Origin of the sequence: Massilia sp. 9I, from assembly GCF_902506415.1 — a bacterium.
Lineage (GTDB): Bacteria > Pseudomonadota > Gammaproteobacteria > Burkholderiales > Burkholderiaceae_D > Telluria.
Genome location: NZ_LR733275.1, coordinates 2,030,762 through 2,048,413, shown reverse-complemented (window position 1 = coordinate 2,048,413; position 17,652 = coordinate 2,030,762). Strand labels below are relative to the sequence as shown.

At 65.8% G+C, this 17,652-nt stretch carries 17 protein-coding genes; 6 read left to right on the top strand and 11 right to left on the bottom strand.

Annotated elements, in window-relative coordinates:
- Positions 1-78 precede the first annotated feature (78 nt).
- The 10 genes from GV068_RS09320 to hmgA all read right to left on the bottom strand — a co-directional run bounded on the left by GV068_RS09320 (position 79) and on the right by hmgA (position 11,066).
- Positions 79-582: a hypothetical protein gene (locus tag GV068_RS09320; RefSeq protein WP_159697055.1), complete on the bottom strand. Its 504-nt coding sequence runs from the start codon at positions 580-582 to the stop codon at positions 79-81.
- Positions 582-1,964, bottom strand: a complete 1,383-nt coding sequence (locus tag GV068_RS09315) for an amino acid permease (RefSeq protein ID WP_159697054.1) — start codon at positions 1,962-1,964, stop codon at positions 582-584. Before GV068_RS09315 ends, GV068_RS09320 begins: the two co-directional genes overlap by 1 nt.
- Positions 1,965-2,280: 316 nt before the next feature.
- A complete protein-coding gene (locus tag GV068_RS09310) occupies positions 2,281-2,646 on the bottom strand; it encodes a hypothetical protein (protein ID WP_159697053.1) in 366 nt (121 codons plus the stop codon).
- 122 nt (positions 2,647-2,768) lie between these two features.
- A complete protein-coding gene (locus tag GV068_RS09305) occupies positions 2,769-3,749 on the bottom strand; it encodes an amidohydrolase family protein (protein ID WP_159697052.1) in 981 nt (326 codons plus the stop codon).
- Between the two features lie 92 nt (positions 3,750-3,841).
- Complete coding sequence (locus tag GV068_RS09300) at positions 3,842-4,546, bottom strand: hypothetical protein (RefSeq protein ID WP_159697051.1); 705 nt, start codon at positions 4,544-4,546, stop codon at positions 3,842-3,844.
- Between the two features lie 159 nt (positions 4,547-4,705).
- Positions 4,706-5,116 carry a secondary thiamine-phosphate synthase enzyme YjbQ gene (locus GV068_RS09295; protein WP_159697050.1) on the bottom strand — a complete coding sequence of 137 codons (411 nt, stop codon included), beginning with the start codon at positions 5,114-5,116 and terminating at the stop codon, positions 4,706-4,708.
- A 13-nt stretch (positions 5,117-5,129) separates the two neighbouring features.
- Entirely contained in the window at positions 5,130-7,436 is a 2,307-nt protein-coding gene (locus tag GV068_RS09290) for a bifunctional diguanylate cyclase/phosphodiesterase (protein WP_159697049.1), read from the bottom strand.
- A 113-nt stretch (positions 7,437-7,549) separates the two neighbouring features.
- Positions 7,550-8,251, bottom strand: a complete 702-nt coding sequence (locus tag GV068_RS09285) for an MBL fold metallo-hydrolase (protein WP_159697048.1) — start codon at positions 8,249-8,251, stop codon at positions 7,550-7,552.
- A 62-nt stretch (positions 8,252-8,313) separates the two neighbouring features.
- A complete protein-coding gene (locus GV068_RS09280; protein WP_267874527.1) occupies positions 8,314-9,642 on the bottom strand; it encodes a hemolysin family protein in 1,329 nt (442 codons plus the stop codon).
- Between the two features lie 116 nt (positions 9,643-9,758).
- Complete coding sequence (gene hmgA / locus GV068_RS09275; RefSeq protein ID WP_373888411.1) at positions 9,759-11,066, bottom strand: homogentisate 1,2-dioxygenase; 1,308 nt, start codon at positions 11,064-11,066, stop codon at positions 9,759-9,761.
- 152 nt (positions 11,067-11,218) lie between these two features.
- On the opposite strand from hmgA, the gene GV068_RS09270 reads away from it, so the two are divergent.
- From GV068_RS09270 to GV068_RS09250, 5 genes are all read left to right on the top strand, one after another.
- Entirely contained in the window at positions 11,219-12,124 is a 906-nt protein-coding gene (locus GV068_RS09270) for a LysR family transcriptional regulator (RefSeq protein WP_159697046.1), read from the top strand.
- 72 nt (positions 12,125-12,196) lie between these two features.
- Positions 12,197-13,279, top strand: a complete 1,083-nt coding sequence (gene hppD / locus GV068_RS09265) for a 4-hydroxyphenylpyruvate dioxygenase (protein WP_201303265.1) — start codon at positions 12,197-12,199, stop codon at positions 13,277-13,279.
- 212 nt (positions 13,280-13,491) lie between these two features.
- Positions 13,492-13,839, top strand: a complete 348-nt coding sequence (locus tag GV068_RS09260) for a CidA/LrgA family protein (RefSeq protein ID WP_159697044.1) — start codon at positions 13,492-13,494, stop codon at positions 13,837-13,839.
- Entirely contained in the window at positions 13,832-14,569 is a 738-nt protein-coding gene (locus GV068_RS09255; protein ID WP_159697043.1) for an LrgB family protein, read from the top strand. Before GV068_RS09260 ends, GV068_RS09255 begins: the two co-directional genes overlap by 8 nt.
- Positions 14,570-14,637: 68 nt before the next feature.
- Positions 14,638-15,672 carry a patatin-like phospholipase family protein gene (locus GV068_RS09250; RefSeq protein ID WP_229463958.1) on the top strand — a complete coding sequence of 345 codons (1,035 nt, stop codon included), beginning with the start codon at positions 14,638-14,640 and terminating at the stop codon, positions 15,670-15,672.
- A gap of 6 nt (positions 15,673-15,678) precedes the next feature.
- Here the strand turns inward: GV068_RS09250 and GV068_RS09245 are convergent, their stop codons facing one another.
- On the bottom strand, positions 15,679-16,275 hold the full coding sequence (locus tag GV068_RS09245) for a hemerythrin domain-containing protein (protein ID WP_159697041.1): 597 nt from the start codon (positions 16,273-16,275) through the stop codon (positions 15,679-15,681).
- A gap of 354 nt (positions 16,276-16,629) precedes the next feature.
- Here GV068_RS09245 and GV068_RS09240 point away from each other — a divergent pair, with 354 nt between their 5' ends.
- The gene (locus GV068_RS09240; protein WP_159697040.1) at positions 16,630-17,652 is read left to right on the top strand and encodes a manganese catalase family protein; all 1,023 of its coding nucleotides are present in this window, start codon (positions 16,630-16,632) and stop codon (positions 17,650-17,652) included.

The window sequence follows — 17,652 nt, the reverse complement described above, 5'->3', positions numbered from 1 at the left end:
CCCTGGCGCGAACGCGGCTGTGCTCCAACTGGACACTGTATCAACAGCCGGGCCGTAAATCCAGCACAGCGCGCGTGGTCAGCGTACAGGCCTGGCGCGGACCAGATCGAGGCCGAGGGCCGCGCGGCGCAGGCGGCGGTTTCGGCGGACATAGTCGAAGGCCGCGCGCGTGTCGATCATCAGCTGGTAATAGTAGTAGTTAATCTGTTCCAGCACCGCGCCTGCCAGCATGCCCGCGGTCCATGCGCGATCGGCGTCCGATGTGTCGGCGCCGCCGGCTGTCAGGAGAACCGCCAGCAGGATGCCGATCCCCGCCAGATTGGCCCACTTGAATGTCAGGAACAGCGGGTAGAACCAGGACGGCAGGGGCCTTTGCCGCGTGATCGAGCGCAACTTGAGATGCCAGTACAGCGTGCCCTGCACCAGAATCAACACCAGCATGAGCAGCGCCGGCACGCGCAAGTCCCAGGCGGGTTCGCCGGCGGTGTGCCACCATTTCCAGACGATCACGAGCGGCAGGATGAGCGTCGCCAGGGCTTCGCGGCTGCGCAGGTAGCGCAGCCGATCCGGCACGCTGCCCATCAGGCCGACACGGCAGCGGCAGCGGCCGCACTGCGCTGGCGCAGCCAATAGCCGAAGGCAAGCAGCGCGAGCCAGGCCGGGATCATGTACACCGACAGCTGGAAGTCGGGGCTCAGGTACATCACCACCACGATGCCGGCCAGGAAGGCCAGGCACAGGTAGTTGGTGAAGGGGTAGAAGGGGCTGCGGAAGGCGGTCGCCTGGCCGCTCGCCTGCTTGGCGCGGCGGAAGCGCAGGTGGCTCCAGCACACCATGCCCCAGTTGATCACCAGCGCCGCCACGGCCAGGCCCATCAGCATGCCGAAGGCTTCCTTCGGCAGGAAGTAATTGATGGAAATGCAGATGCCGGTCGCGATGGCCGATACACCCAGCGCCGCCAGCGGCACGCCGCGTCGCGACAGCTTGAGCAGGGCGCGCGGCGCATTGCCCTGTTCGGCCAGGCCGAACAGCATGCGGCTGTTGGCGTAGACGCAACCGTTGTAGACCGACAGCGCGGCGGTCAGGACCACCAGATTAAGTACGTTGGCCACGACATTGCTGTCGAGCGCGGCGAAGATCAGGACGAAGGGGCTGCCGCCGGTGACCACTTTCTGCCACGGATACAGCATCAGGAGCACGGCCAGCGCGCCGACGTAGAAGATGGCGATGCGCCAGATGGCCTGGTTGATCGCGCGCGGGATGGTGCGGCCCGGGTTGTCCGCTTCGGCGGCGGTGATCCCGATCATTTCCAGGCCGCCGAAGGAGAACATGATCACGGCCATCGACAGCGCCAGGCCGGTGAAGCCGTAGGGGAAGAAGCCGCCGTGCTGCCACAGGTTGGCCACGCCGGCCTGCGGGCCAGCCGTGTCGCTGACGAGCAGGTAGATGCCGAACACGATCATGCCCACCACCGCCGCCACCTTGATGATCGCGAACCAGAATTCGAGTTCGCCGAAGGCCTTCACGTTCAGCAGGCTCAGCAGATTGACGACGACGAAGAAGCCGAGCGCCGAGACCCAGGTCGGGATCTCGGGGAACCAGTACTGGACGTAGATGCCGAGCGCCGACAGTTCGGCCATGCTGACGAGGATGTACATGACCCAGTAGTTCCAGCCGGAGATGAAGCCGGCCATGGGACTGCCGTATTTGCTGGCGAAGTAGCCGAAGGAGCCGGCCACCGGCTCGTCCACGATCATCTCGCCCAGCTGGCGCATGATGAGGAAGGCGATCAGGCCGGCGATGGCGTAGCCGAGCAGGGCCGAGGGGCCTGCCTGCTGGATGGTCTGGGCGACCCCCAGGAACAGCCCGGTGCCGATGGCGCCGCCGAGGGCGATCAGCTGGATGTGGCGGTTCTTGAGTCCGCGCTTGAGTTCGTTGCCGTGTTCTTGCTGAGCGTGTTCCATCGTCGGCCTTAAGGTGAATACGAATGTTGCCTTAAAGCCAGCGATTCTACTGCATGGGAAGGGCGTTGCGACGGTCCGCCCGGCGAAAACTGCGCGGGCGGCCCTCGTTCGCCGTCAGAAGCGGCGGTAGCTGCGGCGGCCGAGCGGATAGCGGGCCGCCGTTTTGCCGCCAAATTTCTTCCAGAGCAGGCCTGCAATGGCCATCATGATCATCTTGCGCATGCTGTTCTCCATTCGTAAAAAGGCCCGGTCAGGCATTGATGTGACCTTATCAAAAACGAAGCGGACGGAGCGCATGGCTGCGCGCCAGGGGTTCTCAACCAGGCATCACGAGGAATGCCAGGGCCCCGACGATCATGGCGCCCAGCATCAGCACGAGGAAGCCGGACATTCGGGCCAGCGAGCCGATCCGGCTGCCCTGGGGGCGGCTGCGCAGCAGGTAGAGCGGGATGCCGATCGGCGACACGCCCACCACGGCCGAGCTCATCCAGCGGGAGCGGCGAAAGCGCCGCGCTTCGCTGTCGAGGCGATACCAGTAATAGGGCAGGAAGTTGGCAAGCAGGCCGGAAAACAGGGCCCACCAGATGGGCATGCGCATGTGCGCGGCGTCGTACATGGCCTCGGCCAGGCCCGAGGCGAACATCAGGGCGAGCAGGGCCAACAGGGTATTCTTGGGTGTCATTGCGTGCAACCGAAAGCGAGGCCGCGAGCATACCACCCGGTTCGGGGTGTGAAATTCAACAAATCTCACGCATGGCACAAATATGCATACGTGTTATTACGTAGGCGGCGAACCGCCTTTTTTCAGCGCAGGTAGGGCGCGACGTTGTCGGCGATGCGCTTGAGTTCCGCGTCGGTGAGCGGCAGGGCGCGGAACGCCGCCCAGGCTTCGCGCGGCTTCATCTGGCCGGGCGAGGCCGCGTCCGACCCGTAGAGGATCTTGTCGAGGCCCACCTTGCGGATGCGCTCGACCATTTCCTGCGACTGTTCAAGGGTGTTCCTGGGATGGGCGATCGAGGCCACGTCGAAGTACAGGTTGCGCGCGTTCGGATCCTTGCGCGCGGCCGCCTCGACGAACACCCGCATCACTTCGTTGGACGGCGGGTCTTCGTAGCCCGGGCCGCTGCCGGCGAAGTGGGCGATCTGCACCATGGTGTCCGGCACTTCCGGCATCAGGTGCTCCAGCAGGGCGCGGGCCTGCGCTTCGCCATAGGGGCGCTTGAGGGAGATCGAGGCGCGCAGGTGGATGGCGATCGCCATGCGGTGCCGGTTGGCGGCGCGGAACACTTCCTTCAGGCGTGCGATGTGGGCCGGATTCTCCAGCTGGACGTCGGAATTCCCGAAGTGCATCTTGATCCCGTAGCGCAGATGCGGGTGGGCGGCGCAGCGTTCCAGTTCGGCCAGCGCATAGTCTTTCAGCGGGTTGAAGCCGCAGAAGGCGCGCAGGCGGTCGGGGTACTTCGCAACTTGGGCCGCGGTCCAGTCGTTCTCGGCCTTCACCTTGGCGTATTCGTCCTCGATCACGCGCGAGGGGCGGCCGTACATGTAGGCGGTCGACATGATGGCGGCGCGCCGGATGCCCGCGCTGTCCAGCAAAGAGATCAGCTCGTTTACCGGGATCTCGCGCACCGCGTCGGGGCCAGGGGCCGGGTTGATCAGCGCGATGATCGGGGCGCTGAACAGGTGCTGGTGGTGGTCGGCGGCGGGCACGATGGACGCACGGTCCTGTGCGGCGAAGGCGGCAACGGGGACGGCGAACAGCAGGGCGGCGAACAGGCGGAGCATGGCGGGACCTCGTCGTGAAGAGGCTTCCAGACTAGCGGGTGGCGCGGACCCTGTCCATGACAAATGGATGCATATGCCTGCCGCCTTACGGGTCAGGCCGCCGGGCGCATGATGCGGCCGGTGAGGCCCACCGCGTACCAGCAATCGAACATGCGCTTGAAGGCGTCGAACACCTGGTTGACGAGGAAGCTGGAGGTGGTGAGTTCGTCCTCGGTCGGCCGGTACTGCGGCCGCGGCAGGTCGATCAGGGTCGACGCGTGCCTGGCCTCGGCATGGCGGTGTTCGCGACCGAAGTAATGCAGGTGCTCGGCCATCCCGAGCTCTTCGACCAGGCGGTACATCGGTTCGTTGAAGCAGGCGAAGGTCGATTCCAGGGCCCGGATCAGGACCATGCGGTAGAACGGGGTCTGCCAGGTCTTGGCAAGGTGGATGGCGTGGTAGACGGTTTCGCGGGTGGCGTGGTTGACCGGGGACCAGACGTCGCTCAAGGCTTGGGCCGTGGGAAGGCGCAGCAGGCGGCGGCCGTGTTCGATCACGGTCAGGTCGTCCAGGTACCACTGCCAGTGGAAGGCGTCTTCGTCGCAGTGCTGGTGCACGCTCAGCTGCAGCGGCGACTTGTCGCTGTTGTCGCGCAGTGCCGTGAGAATGTCCTGGAATCCCATCGTGAAGAAGATCATGGAGGGGATGAAGGACAATCGCTGGTAGGGTTCGACCCTGGCGTCAGCCATGTAGGTGCACAGCACGGACTGGCTGAGGCGCGCCTTGCGCTCCTCCAGCAGATCGTCGAGGAAATCCATGGGCGGGTCGGTTCCTTGTGTACATCGGCGCTACGGAATAGCAGATTCTGGGGCCGTTTTCGCTGCGCCGCGCAGGTGCAGCGTGACGACCTGGGAGCAGTATAGGGAACGGGCTGCCGGAAGTCCTCCCCCACGGCTGGGGGAGAATATGCAACCCGGCTAAAGGACCGTGACCACGACCCGCCGGCGGTGCGCTCTGGTACGGTGCTCGTACAGGTAGATGCCCTGCCAGGTGCCGAGCAGCAGGCGGCCGCCGCCCACCGGCACGCTCAGGCCTGAACCGGTCAGCATGTTGCGCACGTGGGCCGCCATGTCGTCCGGTCCCTCGGCGTCGTGGCGGTAGGCGGGGTCGCCGTCCGGCGCGAGGCGCGCCAGCACGGTCTCGAGGTCGCGCCGCACGTCGGGGTCGGCGTTCTCGGTGATCAGGAGGGAGCAGCTGGTGTGCTGGGCGAACACGTGGGCCAGGCCGCACTGGATGTTGGAAGCGCGCACCACTTCCGCGACCGCGTCGGTGATGTCGCGCGTGCCGCGCCCTTGCGTGGGAATCTCGAGGATGCTCTGGTGCGCCATGCCTCGCATCGTATCACGCGGCGGCGCGCACTCCGCCTGGTTTGGCGAGCACGGCGAGCAGGTCGTCGAGCGGCGCCGGGCGTGCGAACAGATAGCCCTGCATGCAGGGGCTGCCGTGATCCGCCAGGTACTGGGCCTGCTGCGTGGTCTCGATGCCCTCGGCCACCACGCGCAGGCCGAGGTGGTCGGCCATCGCCAGGATCGACTGCACGATGGCGGTGCCGTTGACGTCGTTCGGGGTGTCGCGGATGAAGCTTTTGTCGATCTTGAGTTCATACAGCGGCATCTTCTTCAGGTAGGCCAGGTTCGAGTAGCCGGTGCCGAAGTCGTCCACCGAGAAGCGGATGCCGAGCTTGGACAGTTCGTGCATGCGGGCGATGGTGGTGTCCAGGTCCGAGACCAGCAGGCCTTCGGTCACTTCGAAGATGAGTTCCTTGGCCGGGGCGCCGGTCTCCAGCAGCACCTTGCGCACCTGGTCGACGAAGTCGGGCTGGCGGAACTGCGCCGGGCTGACGTTGATCGACAGCGGCAGCGGATGGCCGGCGGCATCCATGCGCAGCCAGGCTTCGCAGGCCTGGCGCAGCACCCAGTTCCCGAGCGGGACGATCAGGCCACTCGATTCCGCGATCGGGATGAACACATCTGGCGGCACCAGCATGCCGTCGGCGCGGCGCCAGCGCATCAGGAGTTCGGCGCCGACCGGCTGCTGCTGGTGGTCGACCTGCAGCTGCAGGTGCATGGCCAGCTCGCCGTTCTCGAGCGCCATCGCGAGGTCGCGCTCCAGCGTCAGCTTGTGTTCGGCGTCGGCCAGCATGGTGGTTTCGAACAGGGCCACGCCATTGCGGCCGGCGGCCTTGGCCTGGTACATGGCGGTATCGGCTTCGCGCAGCAGGTCGTGGCTGGTCTGACCGGCGCGCAGCGGCAGCGCCACCCCGATGCTGCCCGAGGAACGGTAGACGTGCTCGCCGATCGCGACTTCCTCGCCCAACGCGGCCAGCACCTTGTGCGCGACCTTCATCGCGCTGGTGGTGGCCGCGTCGGCGTCGAAGCCGAGGTCCTGCAGCAGGATCACGAATTCGTCGCCGCCCAGGCGCGCTACCGTGTCGCGCGAACGCACCACCGAGACCAGGCGCTCGGCCGCGTGGCGCAGCAGGGCGTCGCCGGTGGCGTGGCCGCGCGCGTCGTTGACGTACTTGAAGTTGTCGAGGTCGATGAACAGCAGCGCGCCCAGGCTGCCGCCGCCGTGGCGCTGGGCCACCATCGCATCCAGGCGTTCGGTCAGCAGGCGGCGGTTGGGCAGGCCGGTGAGCACGTCGTAGAAGGCCAGGTGGTGGATCGCCTTGGCCGAGTTGCGGCGCTCGGTGATGTCGCGCCCGACCACCACCCAATGGGTATTGCGTCCGCCTTCGCTGGCGAAGGGCACCATCTCCATCTCGACCCAGAAGGCCTCGCCGTTCTTGGTGTAGTTCACCAGCTCGGCGGAGACCGGTTCGTTGCGCGCGACCGCGTGCAGGATGCGCGCCAACTCATCGGGATCGGTATCGGCGCCGTGCAGCAGGCGCATGCTCTCGCCGATGATTTCGTCACGGGTGTAGCCGGTGCGGCGCTCGAAGGCCTCGTTGGCGAAGATGATCGGCTGCTGGGCGCCGGGCGTATCTACCGCGCGCGCGATCAGGACCATGTCGTTCAGGCGCGCCACCGCGGCCGAGGTCAGGCGCAGTTCGGCGTTCAGCTCGTGCAGCTTTTCCTGCTTGGCTTCGAGCGATTCGGCGAAGCCCTGCACCTCGTTCAGGGTGCTCGACAGGCCCTTGATCAGGGTGCCGCAGGTGATGGTGATGACGGCGCCGACGCACAGGTAATTGATGGTGACGGCGAGCGAAGCGATGACTGCGCGGTTGTCCAGGCCAATGACCACCAGCCGCGCGTACCCTGTCAGGCCCAGGCCGAGGATGGAGAGCGCGGTCAGCGCCAGGATCGCGAGCGCCTGGCGGGTGCCGAGCAGGATCACGGCCATCACGGGCGGTCCGATCAGGTAGATCTGGCTGACCGAGCCGACCGTGAGCATCAGGCCGATGCCGACGATGAAGATCACGGCAAGGAAGTTCAGGACGCGGAAGGTGTAAGGCAGGCGGTCGAAACGCCAGATCGCGAAAATCCAGCCGAGTGCGACGATGTCGAGGACGGCGATGGGCCAGATACCGTCCAGCATGGCGAACAGCGAGCTCGGAATGGCCGTGACGGTGCCGAGGACGAGCGAGGTCGTCATCAGCGTCGAGAAGATCCGGATGCGCCAGTCTTCGATGTTGTAGAACTGTTTCATTCAGTCGCATGGTGTACGCAGACTGATGTTTCTAGCGCGCACTAGATATTGTATAATGGCAACATCATACCGGAACTATATGCGTCTGTCATGCGCGCAACTAGAAGTGTTGCTCAAATGCTGTGCAGCAGGCCCAGGTTGCGGTTGGCCGGCACCGCCACATCCATCAGCTTCGGGCGCGGCAGGTTCAGGGCCGCCATCAGGGCCACGAAATCCTCGCGCGAACGGTTCGCCAGGCGCGCATTGTGGCGCTTTTCCCAGCCGATGCTCGACACCGACTGGCCCTTGTAGTCGTGGCCGGGCCAGACCCGGGTGGCGTCGTCCAGCGCGAACAGCTTGCGGGTGACGCTGTCGTACAGCGCGCAGGCGCTGCCGCCCTGGAAATCGGTACGCCCGCAGCCGTCCACCAGCAGGGTGTCGCCGGTGAACAGGTTGCCGCGCCACAGGTAGCACATGCTGCCGGCGGTGTGGCCGGGGGTGTGGATCACGGCGATGTGTTCGCGCAGGCCGAAGGGGACGACGTCGCCGTCCTGCAGCTGGACTTCGGCCGGCGGAATGCCGCAGCCGCTCGGCACGCAGGCCTTGGCGCCGGTGAGGGCGCGCAGTTTGCCGGCCGAGGTGACGTGGTCGGCGTGGGCATGGGTTTCCAGCACGTGGGTCAGTGTCAAGCCGAGGCGTTCGATGTGCGCCAGGTCGCGCTCCCAGTGGCGGTCGACCGGGTCGATGATCACCGCATCCCGGCTATCCGGGGCGGACAGGATGTAGGTGTAGGTCGAACTTTCGGCGTCGAACAGCTGGATCGGATTGACTTGCATGGGGCCTCCTGGGTGCGGTGCGTGTTGTACCACAGGATGGGGCGTGGGGGAAGGCCAGGCGCTCAGTCGCGGTCCGGTTCCGCCTCGATCGGCGTGTAGCGCGTCACCAGGATGCGGTCGATGCGGTTGCCGTCCATGTCCATCACCTCGAAGCGGAAGCCTTCCCAGTCCGCCAGGTCGGACGGTTTCGGGATGAAGCCCAGCTGGTACAGCATGAAGCCTGCCAGCGTGTGGTAGGCGCCTTCGGCCTCGCCCGGGAATGTCTGGCCGGTCTCGAGCAGGTCGCGGAAGCGGTCGAGCGACACGCCGCCGTCCAGCAGCCAGCTGCCGTCCGGGCGCTGGACCGCGTCGACGTCGTGCTCTTCGCCCGCCACGGTCACGTCGCCGACCAGGGCGCTCATCACGTCGCTCAGCGTGACCATGCCCTGGATATCGCCGTATTCGTCGACGATCAGGGCCAGCTCGGCGCGGTTCTTCTTGAACATCTCGAGCAGGGCCATGGCGCTCACGGTCTCCGGCACGTACAGCAGTTCCTGCACAGCGCCATCGAGGTCGATGGCGTCGGCCGCGCCGACGCGCACGGCCTGCGCGAACAGGTCGCGCGCCATCACGTAGCCGAGGATGTGCGAGCGGTCGCCGCGGCACACCGGGAAGCGGCTGTACGGGTTGGCGGCAATGGTCTCGAGGTTGTGGCGGCGGTCTTCTTCGAGGTCGAGGATGACCAGGTCGACGCGCGGCGTCATCAGGGACTTCAGGTGCTGGTCGTCGAGGCGCAGCGCGCGCTGGACGATGTCGTATTCGGTCTTCTCGAAGACGCCGGTGTCGGCGCCTTCCTTGATCATGCCGGTGATGTCTTCTTCGGTCGGTGCTTCCTCTTTGGCTTCGCGGATGCCGATCATGCGCACGATCGCGTTGGTGCTTAGCGAAAGGAGCTTGACGAAAGGCGTCATCAGCACCGACAGCAGGCGCAGCGGCTGCGAGATCAGGGTCGCCATCGTCTCCGGGAAGGCCATCGCGATGCGCTTCGGGACCAGTTCGCCGAAAATGATCGAGGCGATCGTGATCGAGACCACCACCAGCGCCAGCGCCGCCTCGCGCGCGTAGGGCCCGAGGACCGGGACGTTCTGGAAGTGGGGCGTGAGGTGGCTGACCAGCGAAGCTTCGCCGAACGCACCGTTGAAAATGCCGATCAGGGTGATCCCGACCTGTACCGTGGAGAGAAAGTGGCTGGGGTCGTCGGCCAGGGAGAGCGCGGTACGCGCCCCGCGGCTGCCTTCTTCGGCGCGCCGTTCCAGGCGCATGCGCTTGGCCGAGACCAGTGCCAACTCGCTCATGGCGAACACGCCGTTCATCAGGATGAGAACGCAGATGATCAGTATGTCGGTTACCACTGGCGCGGGGCCTCCGTCGGACATGCCGGGCCGCGACCGGGCGCGCCAGGAGCGGCGCGCCCCCGCATCATCGCATGCCGCGCGACTTGCGCGCCACACGAATTGTCAGCTTGCCATTACGGGGTGCTGCGGAAGTGCTTCCCGATGCCTGCCCAGCACTGCTGGTAATCGCCCTGCAGCTGGGGCGAAGCCAGCGCATGGGGCGTCGGCACGATCACGTGGCGGGTCTCGAACATGAAGGCCATGGTGTCCGCCACCTTGTGCGGACGGCTGGTGTCGCCGTTGCTGGCCTTCTCGAAGGTCGCGGCATCCGGACCGTGGCCGCTCATGCAGTTGTGCAGGCTGGCGCCGCCCGGCACGAAGCCCTCGGCCTTGGCGTCGTAGGCGCCGTGGATCAGGCCCATGAACTCGCTGGCCACGTTGCGGTGGAACCAGGGCGGGCGGAAGGTGTCTTCGCCAACCAGCCAGCGGGGCGGGAAGATCACGAAGTCGAGCGTGTCCACGCCCGGGGTGTCGCTCGGCGCCTGCAGCACCAGGAAGATCGACGGGTCCGGGTGGTCGTAGCTGATCGAGCCGATGGTGTTGAAGTGGCGCAGGTCGTATTTATACGGCGCGTAATTGCCGTGCCAGGCCACCACGTCGAGCGGCGAATGCCCGATCGAAGCGCGCCACAGGCCGCCGCAGAACTTGGCCACCAACTCGAAGTCGCCTTCGACATCCTCGTAGCGCGCGATCGGGCTCAGGAAGTCGCGCGGGTTGGCCAGGCCATTCGAGCCGATCGGGCCCATGTCGGGCAGCTGGAGCAGGGCGCCGAAGTTCTCGCAGATATAGCCGCGCGCCTCACCATCGGGCAGCGCGACGGAAAAGCGCACGCCGCGCGGGATCACCGCGATCTCGTGCGGCTCCACCTCGAGCATGCCCAGTTCGGTGGCGATCGCCAGGCGGCCCAGCTGCGGCACCACCAGCAGTTCGCCGTCGGCGCTGTAGAAGTAGCGGCCTTCCATGTCGCGGTTGGCGGCGTACAGGTGGATCGCACAGCCGGTCATCGATTCGGGCGAGCCGTTGCCGGCCATCGTGACCCAGCCGTCGATGAAATCGGTCGGCGCATCGGGCATCGGCAGGGGGCTCCAGCGCAGCTGGTTCGGCGGCGCCGGGGTATCGAAGCGGCTGACGATGCGGCCCGCATCGATCGGCGCAAACGTGCCATGCACGGCGGCCGGGCGAATCCGGTACAGCCAGGAGCGGCGGTTGTGGCTGCGCGGCGCGGTGAAGGCCGTACCGGAAATCTGTTCGGCATACAGGCCATAGGCCACGCGCTGCGGCGAGTTGCGGTGCTGCGGCAGGGCCCCCGGCAGGGCTTCGGTGGCGAACTCGTTGCCGAATCCGCTCATGTAGGCGGACTTGGTTTCAAGATTCTGGCTCATGCTGTTTCTCCTGGTGCGTACACGGATGGGGATCGCCGCCACTGTAGAAGAATTCACCATGTTTTACGAGATGAATAGAAAAATGTAGACTATTCACATTCTAAATACTGCTGGCCGCGTGCCCGAGCCGGGCCGACAATGCTGCCCACGCCATGATCGAACCGCACACCATCGACCTGAACCTGTTGTCGGTCTTCCAGGAAGTCTACCGGGAACGCCAGATATCCTCGGCGGCCCGCAAACTGGGCCTGAGCCAGTCGGCGGTGAGCAATGCCCTGGCGCGGCTGCGCCGGTCGTTTGGGGACGAGCTGTTCGTGCGCACCGCCAGCGGCATGCAGCCGACCCCGCTGGCAAGCCAGATGGCCGAGCCGATCGGGGTAGCGATGGCCCAGGTGGCGCTGGCGCTGAACCAGCGCAGCCGCTTCGATCCGGCCAGCAGCCACCGGCGCTTCGTGCTGGCGATGACGGACGTGGGCGAGATCTACTTCATGCCGGCGCTGATCGAACGCTGCAGGGTGGTGGCGCCGCAGGTGGAAATCAGTTCGGTGCGCGCCGGTTCGCTCGAACTGAAGGAAGAGATGGAAGGCGGGCGGGTGGACCTGGCGGTGGGGCCTTTCGAGGACATCTCGGAAGCGCTGTACCAGCGCCAGCTGTTCCGCCAGCCCTATGTGACGATGTTCCGCAAGGGCCATCCGCTGGGCAAGGGTGAGGTAACGCTGGAGCGTTTCGTAAAGGCCGAGCACATGCTGGTCGACTCGCACGAGAGCCCGTACGAGCGCATCAACGTGCTGCTGGCGCGGGCCGGGATCGGTCCCGCGGTGCGTTTCCGGGTGCCGCATTTCACCGCGGTGCCCTATATGGTGAGCACCAGCGACCTGGTGGTGACGGTGCCGCAGAAGCTGGCGGAGCGGGCCCGGGCGCCCTTCGGGCTGGAGTGGATCACGCCGCCGCTCGAGCTGCCGGCGCTGCAGACCAATGTGTTCTGGCACCGGCGCTATAACCAGGATCCGGGCAACCAGTGGCTGCGCGGCCTGCTGGCGGAAGTGTTCGCGGAATAGTACGGATTTTGAATGACCCGGCCGCCCCCGAGACAGGCGGCCGCCCACCAACGAGAAACAAGGAAGAGAAAAATGGCAGACCTGTTCGACAATCCGATGGGACTGAACGGCTTCGAGTTCGTCGAGTTCGCGTCGCCGACGCCGGGCGTGCTGGAAGCGGTGTTCGAAAAGCTGGGCTTCACCAAGGTGGCGGTGCACCGCTCGAAGGCGGTGGCCCTGTACCGCCAGGGTGGCATCAACTTCATCGTCAACAACGAGCCGAAGAGCTACGCCGCCTACTTCGCCGCCGAACACGGCCCCTCGGCCTGCGGCATGGCTTTCCGCGTCAAGGACGCGCACAAGGCCTATGCGCGCGCGCTTGAGCTGGGCGCGCAGGCGATCGAGATCCCGACCGGCCCGATGGAACTGCGCCTGCCGGCCATCAAGGGCATCGGCGGTGCGCCGCTGTACCTGATCGACCGTTTCGAGGACGGCAAGTCGATCTATGACATCGACTTCGAATGGATCGACGGCGTGGAGCGCAATCCGGTCGGCCACGGGCTGCAGATCATCGACCACCTCACGCACAACGTCTACCGCGGCCGCATGGCCTTCTGGGCCGGCTTCTACGAGAAGCTGTTCAACTTCCGCGAGATCCGCTACTTCGACATCAAGGGCGAGTACACCGGCCTGACCTCGAAAGCCATGACTGCGCCGGACGGCAAGATCCGTATCCCGTTGAACGAAGAAGGCAAGGCCGGTGGCGGCCAGATCGAGGAATTCCTCATGCAGTTCAACGGCGAAGGCATCCAGCACATCGCTCTGCTGACCGATGACCTCATCAAGACCGTCGACGGCCTGCGCGCCGCCGGCGTTCCCCTGATGAGCGCACCGCCGGAAACCTATTACGAGATGCTGGACGAGCGCGTGCCGGGCCACGGCGAGAACGCCGGCGAACTGAAGGCGCGCGGCCTGCTGCTGGACGGCACCGTCACCGACGGCAAGCCGCGCCTGCTGCTGCAGATCTTCGGCGAAGCGCAACTGGGCCCGGTGTTCTTCGAGTTCATCCAGCGCAAGGGCGACGACGGCTTCGGCGAGGGCAACTTCAAGGCGCTGTTCGAGTCGATCGAGCGGGATCAGCTGCGTCGTGGGGCGATTGCGGGGGCGGAGGCGTAAGCTTCGGGCTGTTCTAGAAAAGGTCAAATTGGGCCCCGGCCTGCGCCGGGGTGACGGTTTTTAGGCTGGGTTAGAAATCCAGCTGTAACTGGTTCCACGCTCACTTACCAACGTCGTCCCGGCGCAGGCCGGGACCCAAGTTCCGCCGCACACCTCCGGCGTACGACATCCCACCATTTTGCTATGCTGAGCGCTTTGCTCCCCAAAGCATCATGCTCGCCGCCTTCACCATCCTCCTGCTGTTCCAATGCCTCGGCGAAGGCATCGTCTTCCTCCTGAAGCTGCCGATTCCCGGCCCGGTCGCCGGCATGCTGCTCCTGATGGCCGCGCTGATCACCTGGCCGCGCCTGGAAAAACTGGTCGAGGAAGCCGCCAACACCCTGCTGTCCCACCTGTCCCTGCTGTTCGTACCGGCCGGCGTCGGCGTGTATGCCGCCGCCGCCAGCGGCAGCGGCCACTGGCTGGCCATCCTTGCCTCGCTTGCCGCCAGCACCGTGCTGGCATTGGCAGTCACCGGCCTGCTGCTCAAGGGACTCGGGCGGAAGGATGGCGATGCTTGAACTGCATGAACTGACCCGCTTCTGGGTCTACCTGTCCGCTTCGCCGCTGCTGGGCCTGACCATGACCCTGTGCGCTTATCTTGCCGCGCACCGCATCACGCGCTTCTTCAAGGGTGCGCCGCTGGCCAACCCGGTGGCGATCTCGATCGCCCTGGTGGTGGCCGTGCTGTGGCTGTCCGGGATGTCTTACCAGCGCTACTTCGCCGGCGCCCAGTTCGTTCACTTCCTGCTCGGTCCCGCCACCGTGGCGCTGGCCCTGCCGCTGGTGCGCCAGCTGCCGCGCCTGCGCCGCGCCTTCGCGCCGCTGGCCGCGGCCCTGCTGATCGGCAGCGTGACGGCGATCGTCTCGAGTGTCGCCGTCGCGCTGCTGCTGGACGCCACGCCGGAGCTGGCCGCCACCCTGGGACCGAAGTCGGCCACCTCGCCGATTGCGATGGCGGTGTCCGAGCGGCTCGGCGGCATCCCGGCGCTGACCGCGGCCCTGGTGATCGGCACCGGCATTTTCGGGGCCATCACGGGCCCCTGGTTGTTCGACCGCCTGCGCATCGCCTCGCCGGCGGCGCGCGGCTTTGCGCTGGGGCTGGCCTCGCACGGCATCGGCACCGCGCGCGCCTTCCAGGGCGGCGCCGAAATGGGCGCATTTGCCGGCCTGGCGATGGGCCTGAATGGTGCGCTGACGGCGCTGATTGCCCCGTGGCTGGTCCCGCTCGTCATGGAATGGTTTGCCTGAAGGCAGCGTCGCGCTTTAACATTCCTGTGCTTGCTAGACTCGCGTCATTTGCTTTCACGGGAGCCAGTGTGCCAACGACGAACAAGAAGATCAGCCTCGGCCTGCAGGGCGGCGGCAGCTACGACGCCTTCACCTGGGGTGTGCTGGATCGCCTGCTGCAGGACGAGCGGCTCGATATTACCGCCTTGAGCGGCGCCAGCGCGGGTGCGATCAATGCGGCCGTGGTGGCCGACGGCTGGGCGCACGGCGGCGGGCGCGAAGGGGCGCGCCGCGCGCTCGACCGCTTCTGGCGATCCCTTGGCCTGAGCGCCGCCTTCAGTCCGATGCAGCGCACGCCGATCGACCACCTGGCGGGCGGCTTCACCATGAGCCATTCGCCGTTTTACCAGATGATGGAGATGGCGGGCGCCCTGGCGGGGCCGGTGCGCGAGATGCCGCTCACGGTCAATCCCTTGCGCCAGTTCCTGATGGCGAACATCGACTTCGAGCGGGTGCGCGCCTGTACCGAGCTGGCGATCTTCATCAATGCCACCAACCTGCATACCGGCGGCGGCAAGCTGTGGACGCGCGCACAGCTGGACGTGCAAAAGGTGATGGCGTCCTGCTGCCTGCCGACCGTGTTCGCCTCGGTCGAGGTGGACGGTGAGCTGTACTGGGACGGCAGCTACACGGCGAATCCGCCGCTGTCACCCCTGGTCGAGTCGAACAACGGCCAGGATGTGGTGGTGGTCCAGATCAATCCGCTCGCGCGCAAGGAAGTCCCGCGCAGCATGGCCGACATCAGCAACCGCTCGAACGAGGTGGCCTTCAACATCAGCTTCGTGCGCGAAGTGAACGCTCTGTTACACCGGCATGTCGTGCCGGACGAGGAGGGCGGCGGGGCCATTACCCATGCACCGACGCGCCTGCACCTGATCAGCGCGCAGGACACGCTGCGCGAACTGAGCATCTCGAGCAAGTTCAATGCAGAGCCGGTCTTCCTGCAGTTGCTGCACGACCGTGGGGCGAAGGCGGCCGAGGCCTGGCTGGCCGCCCATTTCGACGATATCGGCCTGCGCACGACCCTGGACCCCGAGCCGGTGTTCCGGCCGCGCGCAGCGTAAGACCAATCAGGCCGGATTCGACTTCCAGGTCTTCTTCGGGCCGAAGGCCTTGACGGCGAACAGGGCGCTGGCCAGGCCGACCACCAGCGCGGCGCCGCTGCCGCCGAAGCCGACGGCATGTTCCTTGGCCAGCTTGCCGGCCTTAGGCCCCACCAGCTGCATGCGGCGGCGGGTCATCTTGGCGCCCATGTCGGTCAGCATGTCACGGCTCAGCCTGGCCTCGGCGTGCGGCAGCAGGGTGGTTTCCTCGTCGGCCACGTGGTGCATCACGTCGCGCATGAGTTCCATCACCAGCTTGTCGTGGCGCGGATCGGAACCGCTGGTGCGGCGCAGCTCGGCGATCAGGCGGCGCATCTCGTTGTGCTCGGGCTCGGCCTTGTGCATGAAGGGCTCGCCGGCGTCGCGCTGGCGCATCACGGGATAGAAAATCTCTTCTTCCAGCGTCGCGTGGATTTCCAGGGCGTCGCAGATGGTGTCGGCCAGCGCCTTCTTGACGCGTGGCGACTTGTCCTTCTCGTACTGGTGGAAAGTCACCATCACGTGCGAATGGTCGAAGCGGATCATGTTGGTGATCGTCGGGCTCAGCTTATTCAGGTTGAACATTGGAATACCCCCTTTATGGTCATATAACTAACATGGTAGTGCGGCGCGACTCGTCTTTACTGTAGGAGCGCGTGCCGCGCCCATGTCGGTGTGGACCGCATGGCAAAGCGGGTACAGGCTCGCGGCCTGGGATGTTGCGCGTTGGTTACCGGATAAATACGCTTATTTATCAATTTCAACATTTCCATCAAGTTCATTAATTGTCGCTCTAGTCCTACAAGGCCACGCGCGAACACCTGATCCCAACTGCCGGGCCGCGCTGCCAAGATGAGATATACGGGCTGGCGGCCACTACTGCCGGCTTTACACGGCGACGCCCAGGCGCGTCAACACTCATCAACGGAGGGATTGTTCATGTTTGCACATAACAAACGCCTGCAATACACGGTCCGTGTCAGCGAGCCGAACCCGGCCCTGGCCAACCTGATGCTGGAGCAGTTCGGCGGCCCGCAAGGCGAGCTGGCAGCCGCCATGCGCTACTTCACCCAGGCTGTATCGGAAGACGATCCGGGCCGCAAGGACATGCTGTTCGACATCGCGACCGAGGAACTGAGCCACCTGGAAATCATCGGCCACATCGTCGCCATGCTGAACAAGGGCGCCAAGGGCCGGCTGGCCGAGGCGGTCGATAGCGAAGCCGACATGTACAAGGCCATCACCGGCCCGGGCAACGACAGCCACATCACCCAGGTGCTGTATGGCGGCGGGACTCCGCTGATCAACTCGGCGGGCGTGCCCTGGACCGCGGCCTACATCGACTCGATCACCGAGCCGACCGCCGACCTGCGCTCCAACATCGCCGCCGAGGCGCGCGCCAAGATCGTCTACGAGCGCCTGATCGCGCTGACCGACGACCCGGGCGTGAAAGAGGCGCTGGGCTTCCTGATGACGCGCGAAGTGGCGCACCAGAAGTCCTTCGAGAAGGCGCTGTACGCCATCGAGCCGAACTTCCCGCCGGGGAAAATGCCGGCCGATCCGCGCTTTGCCAGCGTGTACTACAACATGTCGCAAGGTCCGGGCGAAATGCGCGGCCCCTGGAACCAGGGCGCCGACTGGGACTTCGTCACCGACCGCGAGAAGCAGCAGGCGGTCGACGGCGGCTCGGGCGAAGCCGAAGTGGCGCTGCCGAGCGGCGACATCGACATCCTCAAGCAGATGGCGATGCGCACCATGTCCGATCCGATGTCGACCCCGCGCACCGGTGCCGAACTCGGGATGAGCATGCAGTCGGCCGGTGGTGGTACGATGGCCGGAAGCTCGGGTAACGCCATGGGCGAACCGGTTGGCGCAAGCAAGGGCGGCCCGCTGGATGATACCGGCCTGGGCAAGCCAAGCGACAAAGGTACTGCCAAGAGCACGAAGGCAATGAAGAAGTAA

What these genes read in the sequence shown, in the direction of transcription:
- GV068_RS09245 (WP_159697041.1), bottom strand. Translation starts at nt 16,275, where the DNA reads ATGTTCAACCTGAATAAGCTGAGCCCGACGATCACCAACATGATCCGC.
- GV068_RS09315 (WP_159697054.1), bottom strand. Translation starts at nt 1,964, where the DNA reads ATGGAACACGCTCAGCAAGAACACGGCAACGAACTCAAGCGCGGACTC.
- hppD (WP_201303265.1), top strand. Translation starts at nt 12,197, where the DNA reads ATGGCAGACCTGTTCGACAATCCGATGGGACTGAACGGCTTCGAGTTC.
- GV068_RS09260 (WP_159697044.1), top strand. Translation starts at nt 13,492, where the DNA reads ATGCTCGCCGCCTTCACCATCCTCCTGCTGTTCCAATGCCTCGGCGAA.
- GV068_RS09285 (WP_159697048.1), bottom strand. Translation starts at nt 8,251, where the DNA reads ATGCAAGTCAATCCGATCCAGCTGTTCGACGCCGAAAGTTCGACCTAC.
- GV068_RS09255 (WP_159697043.1), top strand. Translation starts at nt 13,832, where the DNA reads ATGCTTGAACTGCATGAACTGACCCGCTTCTGGGTCTACCTGTCCGCT.
- GV068_RS09310 (WP_159697053.1), bottom strand. Translation starts at nt 2,646, where the DNA reads ATGACACCCAAGAATACCCTGTTGGCCCTGCTCGCCCTGATGTTCGCC.
- GV068_RS09320 (WP_159697055.1), bottom strand. Translation starts at nt 582, where the DNA reads ATGGGCAGCGTGCCGGATCGGCTGCGCTACCTGCGCAGCCGCGAAGCC.
- GV068_RS09290 (WP_159697049.1), bottom strand. Translation starts at nt 7,436, where the DNA reads ATGAAACAGTTCTACAACATCGAAGACTGGCGCATCCGGATCTTCTCG.
- GV068_RS09300 (WP_159697051.1), bottom strand. Translation starts at nt 4,546, where the DNA reads ATGGATTTCCTCGACGATCTGCTGGAGGAGCGCAAGGCGCGCCTCAGC.
- GV068_RS09270 (WP_159697046.1), top strand. Translation starts at nt 11,219, where the DNA reads ATGATCGAACCGCACACCATCGACCTGAACCTGTTGTCGGTCTTCCAG.
- GV068_RS09305 (WP_159697052.1), bottom strand. Translation starts at nt 3,749, where the DNA reads ATGCTCCGCCTGTTCGCCGCCCTGCTGTTCGCCGTCCCCGTTGCCGCC.
- hmgA (WP_373888411.1), bottom strand. Translation starts at nt 11,066, where the DNA reads ATGAGCCAGAATCTTGAAACCAAGTCCGCCTACATGAGCGGATTCGGC.
- GV068_RS09240 (WP_159697040.1), top strand. Translation starts at nt 16,630, where the DNA reads ATGTTTGCACATAACAAACGCCTGCAATACACGGTCCGTGTCAGCGAG.
- GV068_RS09295 (WP_159697050.1), bottom strand. Translation starts at nt 5,116, where the DNA reads ATGGCGCACCAGAGCATCCTCGAGATTCCCACGCAAGGGCGCGGCACG.